Annotated in this window: 8 protein-coding genes; 7 read left to right on the top strand and 1 reads right to left on the bottom strand. The window is 37.1% G+C overall.

Features of this window, described 5'->3' with window-relative positions; all coding sequences use genetic code 11:
- The 7 genes from AB1414_14730 to AB1414_14760 all read left to right on the top strand — a co-directional run.
- Window positions 1-274: hypothetical protein (locus AB1414_14730; protein MEW6608677.1), on the top strand; the 274-nt coding region annotated here is incomplete at its 5' end.
- 48 nt (window positions 275-322) lie between these two features.
- Window positions 323-802: a hypothetical protein gene (locus AB1414_14735; protein ID MEW6608678.1), complete on the top strand. Its 480-nt coding sequence runs from the start codon at window positions 323-325 to the stop codon at window positions 800-802.
- 48 nt (window positions 803-850) lie between these two features.
- Complete coding sequence (locus tag AB1414_14740) at window positions 851-1,297, top strand: hypothetical protein (protein MEW6608679.1); 447 nt, start codon at window positions 851-853, stop codon at window positions 1,295-1,297.
- A 29-nt stretch (window positions 1,298-1,326) separates the two neighbouring features.
- Window positions 1,327-1,713 carry a retropepsin-like aspartic protease gene (locus tag AB1414_14745; GenBank protein MEW6608680.1) on the top strand — a complete coding sequence of 129 codons (387 nt, stop codon included), beginning with the start codon at window positions 1,327-1,329 and terminating at the stop codon, window positions 1,711-1,713.
- Between the two features lie 911 nt (window positions 1,714-2,624).
- Window positions 2,625-3,701: a porin gene (locus AB1414_14750; GenBank protein MEW6608681.1), complete on the top strand. Its 1,077-nt coding sequence runs from the start codon at window positions 2,625-2,627 to the stop codon at window positions 3,699-3,701.
- A 169-nt stretch (window positions 3,702-3,870) separates the two neighbouring features.
- On the top strand, window positions 3,871-4,191 hold the full coding sequence (locus AB1414_14755) for a hypothetical protein (protein MEW6608682.1): 321 nt from the start codon (window positions 3,871-3,873) through the stop codon (window positions 4,189-4,191).
- On the top strand, window positions 4,191-4,583 hold the full coding sequence (locus tag AB1414_14760) for a DUF6516 family protein (GenBank protein ID MEW6608683.1): 393 nt from the start codon (window positions 4,191-4,193) through the stop codon (window positions 4,581-4,583). The genes AB1414_14755 and AB1414_14760 overlap by 1 nt, the downstream gene beginning before the upstream one ends.
- 586 nt (window positions 4,584-5,169) lie before the next feature.
- Here AB1414_14760 and rpsK read toward each other — a convergent pair.
- A partial coding sequence (gene rpsK / locus AB1414_14765) for a 30S ribosomal protein S11 (protein MEW6608684.1) occupies window positions 5,170-5,327 on the bottom strand: 158 nt, incomplete at its 5' end.

The raw sequence follows: 5,327 nt of genomic DNA on the forward strand, positions 1-5,327 counted from the left end.
TAATCAAAAAAGCTTACAACGACAAATAGATGAGTTAAGAAATGATTTAAAATGGGGTTTTGGAATAATATGTGGGGGTATGTTTGCTCTATTAGGAGGAATGGTTGCTCTGGCGGGATTTGTTATGTGGGACCGCAGAACGGCATTAGCTCCTGCGGTTAAACGAATAAAGATAGTAGAAGAGCAAGAAAAGAAGCTAGAAAAGGTATTACGGGAATATGCCGGGCAAGAGATAAAGTTTGCTCAGGCAATGCGTGCCGCAGGATTACTTTAAAGTGATAACTGGTATGCCAACAATGAAAGAGGCAGTGAGATAGTTAAAATGATTAAAAAGATAATATTAGGCGGTGTCCTTGTTAGTTTTCTTATCGGGCCTAAGATAACGATAGTAGGTGCTCAAACCCAGGAAACAATAACTATTTCTGCAAAAGAATTAATAGAAAGACTATCAAGGATAGAAGAGAACCAAAGAAGTCTCCAACGACAAATAGATGATAATCAAAAAAACTTACAACGACAAATAGATGATAATCAAAAAAGCTTACAACGACAAATAGATGAGTTAAGAAATGATTTAAAATGGGGTTTTGGAATAATATGTGGGGGTATGTTTGCTCTATTAGGAGGAATGGTTGCTCTGGCGGGATTTGTTATGTGGGACCGCAGAACGGCATTAGCTCCTGCGGTTAAACGAATAAAGATAGTAGAAGAGCAAGAAAAGAAGCTAGAAAAGGTATTACGGGAATATGCCGGGCAAGAGATAAAGTTTGCTCAGGCAATGCGTGCCGCAGGATTACTTTAAAGTGATAACTGGTATGCCAACAATGAAAGAGGCAGTGAGATAGTTAAAATGATTAAAAAGATAATATTAGGCGGTGTCCTTGTTAGTTTTCTTATCGGGCCTAAGATAACGATAGTAGGTGCTCAAACCCAGGAAACAATAACTATTTCTGCAAAAGAATTAATAGAAAGACTATCAAGGATAGAAGAGAACCAAAGAAGTTTACAACGACAAATAGATGATAATCAAAAAAACTTACAACGACAAATAGATGAGTTAAGAAATGATTTAAAATGGGGTTTTGGAATAATATGTGGGGGTATGTTTGCTCTATTAGGAGGAATGGTTGCTCTGGCGGGATTTGTTATGTGGGACCGCAGAACGGCATTAGCTCCTGCGGTTAAACGAATAAAGATAGTAGAAGAGCAAGAAAAGAAGCTAGAAAAGGTATTACGGGAATATGCCGGGCAAGAGATAAAGTTTGCTCAGGCAATGCGTGCCGCAGGGTTACTGTAAAGGAAGTATCTGACGAAAAGGTAAATTTAATGGCAGTAATTGAAAAAAATATTAGATTAGTTGGCTCAAAAGGGGAAAAAGAGGTCTGTGCATTATTTGATTCAGGCTCTACTTACTCCTGTGTTGTCCCTGAATTGGCAAAGATATTAGGTATCCCTGAAAAATTACCAAAACCTATGGAGTTTGAGACGGCTAAAGAGAAAGAAAAAGTAACCGCTAATGAACGAGTAAGTCTTGATTTCTATATTGATGGATTACGGTTATCGGATGAATTTATGTTACTGCCAGAATTATCAGAACAAACTATCATCGGGGCAAAAACCTTACAATCCTGGCGAATGAAACTGGACTTTGAACACGATGAGGTAATTATTGACCCAAGAGTAACTAAATTACGAATAATTAGAAATAAGTAACTCTTTAGCCACTGATTAACACAGATGAGCACGGATAAATCCAGAAGTCAGAGGATAGATGAGAAAGGGTGAAACGGAGAAAGGGAGAAACGGAGAAGGAGAGGAGACACGAGGCACTATACCTGAATTTTCAGCCTTCAACCTGATTACGGACAACGGACACGGATTACGAATTTTCAGTGTTTTATCCGTGTCCATCTGTGGCTGAATAGTTACAAAATAAATTATTAACACAAAAGATAGAAATGAATAATAATCATTAGGGAGAGGGTTCATTTTCATCGCTTTTCCCGTGATTTCTTTTGGGCGTTCACAGAAGGTTGAAAGTGGAAATTCGAAATTAGGGAGAAATGCTCATGTCCACAGCGTGGACATAGAAAACGATGAAAATAGTAGGTAGGGAAGGAATAAACCTCGGGATAGTGAGTTTTCCCTACTAATTCACTAATCAAACAAAAGTGAGCCGTCTTCCATAAGTTTGATATGTTCGATCTTTGAGATATAATTACCCATGACAATCCGTAAGAGTTTATCTGAGGGAGAAATACTTCTTTAGAAAAAAAGAAAGGATGTCCATCCTGATGACATTCTGAAGAAGGAAGATAAATTTTTACGGTTAAAAATATAAAAGATAAAAAAAGAGTACCTTGTGCCTGCCCAATCTTGCAAAGAAAGGTGGTGAAAAAGTTCCTCCAATTTGGTTTGCCGGGCAATAAGGAAAACAGGTAGAATGCCTGTTTTACCAGAGATAACAAACAGGATGCTTGTTGAACGATAACTCAATTTTCCAGATTGAAGTTAGATAGACAACAAGGAAGATGTTTGTATTACTATAAGGTACAGGGGAAAAAGTTAAACTTAAGGTTTGAACCTTAAGAAAAACCTTTTTTTAAAGGAGGAACAAAAAAATTATGAAAAAGAGTTTAGTTTATTTAGTGGCAAGTGTGGCGGTGTTAATGTTGACAATGCCAGCATTTGCGGAGATAGAATGGTCGGGTAATATCCTGGCAGGGATTGAGAAGATGGATTATGGAACGGACACTCTGCCAAGTGATAATGTGAGTGATGAGCTTCAATTCTCTAACATAAAGCTCAATCTCGATGTCAAGGCAGATGTATGTGATGGGGTGGTAGGAGTTGCTCAACTTCGCGCGGTTTGTGACGACCCTCATGTGACGAAAAGATGTGTGTATGTGGAGATAACCGACAGGATTATCCCGGATGCATCTCTCCAGATTGGACGAGTAGATCTTCCATTAGGTGCAGAGTATCAAAAGTCATCAGAGAATGCTAACACGATGCATAACCCATTGATATTCAACTCAGTATTAGCCGATGATATGGCAGACCTGGCGATAGATGATGGGTTGCTGATTAGTAAAACAATGGGTGGTGTTGACTGTAAATTGGGAATCACCAATGGCTACGGCAGTTGTGGTGAAGAAAACTGCAAAGACACTAATGGTGAGAAGGCGATTACCCTTAACCTATCAGGTGATTGTCCAGCAGTACCAGGTTTAACTCTTGGAGCTACTTACCATACCGATGACTGTGCAGATCAGGTTAACGAAACAGATGAAGGAGATTTATGGATAATTGATGCCGCATATGCAAGTGGATTGTGGAAATTCGCAGCCGCTATGGGAAATCTCGAGGTAAAGGGAGGTACTGCTAATTACATTGTGACAGATGACATTGATTATTTAGTGCTTGAGCTGGTGTATGGTAATGGTGAGACACCATGGTGGGTTGCTGCCCGTTACAGCACCAAGGAACCTAATACGAGCCTTTCATGGTATTCAATTCCAGATCCAAAGGATGATGAAGAGAGATTAGAGCTCGGTGCAGGTTACAAACTCTGTGATAACGCTTATCTGAAGATAGAATACATTGACCAGGAAGTAAAAGATGAAACTAGTGGCGGACAGGCTATCAATGACTTGAATGATTACGATGGAATCAAGGCGGTAGTGAATGTGAGAATGTAGTTTTCAGAGACACAAGGTTTTAACGACGATTAAACAAAAGGGGGTTGGATTTAGAAGTTTAAATTCAATCCCCTTTTTGCTTTTTAGAGTAACATTTTTATTGACATTTTTAGTGTGGAATGTTACAATAATGGAGGAATAAGATTATTTAATCAAGGAGGAACAAGATATGGTTGAAGGAATACAAATACTGGATAAAATTCATAATCTGGAAAAATTAGTACAAAATAAATTTTATGATGAAATAATGATACAAACAATGGATAAGTTAATTCAATATGAAGAAAGAAGTCAAAGAAAAGAATTAAAGAAATTGGATGAGGAAAGAAAAGTATTTGAGAAGAAACATAAAATGGATTCACACATATTTCATACTAAATTCCATAATGGAGAGATAGGTGATGAAACAGACTTTTTTGAATGGGATGCTTTATGTGAGATGTATGAAGATACATTAAAAAGGTTGAATATTTTAAAAGGAAAGGAATAATGATTGATGCTTATTTTACTAATATAAAATCACTCTTTATATTAAGTGATATTATTAAAGATTATGCGATTAGAAGGGAGAAGATAAGACAAAAAGATGGTTTTATTCGAATTAAAGCAATACTTTCAGATAATGACACATTGGAAGTATTTGAATTTGTGAAACTTGAAGATGATACCTCTTTAAAGATAGAAACATATAAACTTCACTGGCAAAGTGCTGATGGTAAGACAATAATGAGATGGGATAATGCAGAACACTATCCAACTCTTGATAATTTTCCCCATCATGTACATATTGGAGAGAATGAAACTCCAAAATCTTCCCCACAGATGTCTATTGAAAATGTTCTAAAGATTATTAAAGAGAAAAAATTAGAAAAGGAGGAATAAGAAAATGGAGGGTGTTTATATCGTTTTAGGAGGATTAATTATTGTATGTCTTCCATTAGCCATATATTTTGTCTATCAGGATAGAAAAGAAGTCAAGCATTAAGAAATTCGTAACTGTTCACCGCAGAGACGCAGAGGAACAGAGAAATAAATCAGATAACAGAAAAAATTCGACCTGTACGGTTAGAAATTACAAGCAATGCAACCATTTCAGTGTAAAGAAGGGGGATAAGGAGATAAAGAAGGATATGGAGATGGAAGAATATCAAGAAAATTTACTTGCTGAGGCAGTAATTTAATGTATCATACCGTAATCTCCCTATCCCTCTATCTCTCTATCTCCTTTTCTTACACCAACTAACGCTTGCAGATAATTCTCGAACTGCTAACCGTACAGGTCAACAACTTTCCATAAATTTCTATTAGTTTCTATTAATTTCAATTTTTTTTAAATATCTCCCTATCTCCTTAATCTCCACATCTCCTTTTGTTACACCACCTAACGCTTACCCAAATTCCTTCAACACGACACTATATTTATCCTTTCATTGGAACAAAGAAAAGATATGTAGTCAGCCCCCTTTTATTATACCCTTCTTCTCTTTGGTGGGCGGCAACCGTTATGGGGGATAGGGGTAACATCTTTAATTGCTTTAATATCTAATCCAGCGGCTTGCAAGGCGCGGATAGCTGATTCTCTACCTGAACCTGGTCCTCTAACAAAAACTGAGACTTCACTCATTC

This window comes from bacterium, from assembly GCA_040755795.1.
Classification (GTDB): domain Bacteria; phylum UBA9089; class CG2-30-40-21; order CG2-30-40-21; family SBAY01; genus JBFLXS01.

Coding starts and splice junctions, on each gene's coding strand:
- AB1414_14735 (MEW6608678.1), top strand. CDS start 323: ATGATTAAAAAGATAATATTAGGCGGTGTCCTTGTTAGTTTTCTTATC.
- AB1414_14740 (MEW6608679.1), top strand. CDS start 851: ATGATTAAAAAGATAATATTAGGCGGTGTCCTTGTTAGTTTTCTTATC.
- AB1414_14745 (MEW6608680.1), top strand. CDS start 1,327: ATGGCAGTAATTGAAAAAAATATTAGATTAGTTGGCTCAAAAGGGGAA.
- AB1414_14750 (MEW6608681.1), top strand. CDS start 2,625: ATGAAAAAGAGTTTAGTTTATTTAGTGGCAAGTGTGGCGGTGTTAATG.
- AB1414_14755 (MEW6608682.1), top strand. CDS start 3,871: ATGGTTGAAGGAATACAAATACTGGATAAAATTCATAATCTGGAAAAA.
- AB1414_14760 (MEW6608683.1), top strand. CDS start 4,191: ATGATTGATGCTTATTTTACTAATATAAAATCACTCTTTATATTAAGT.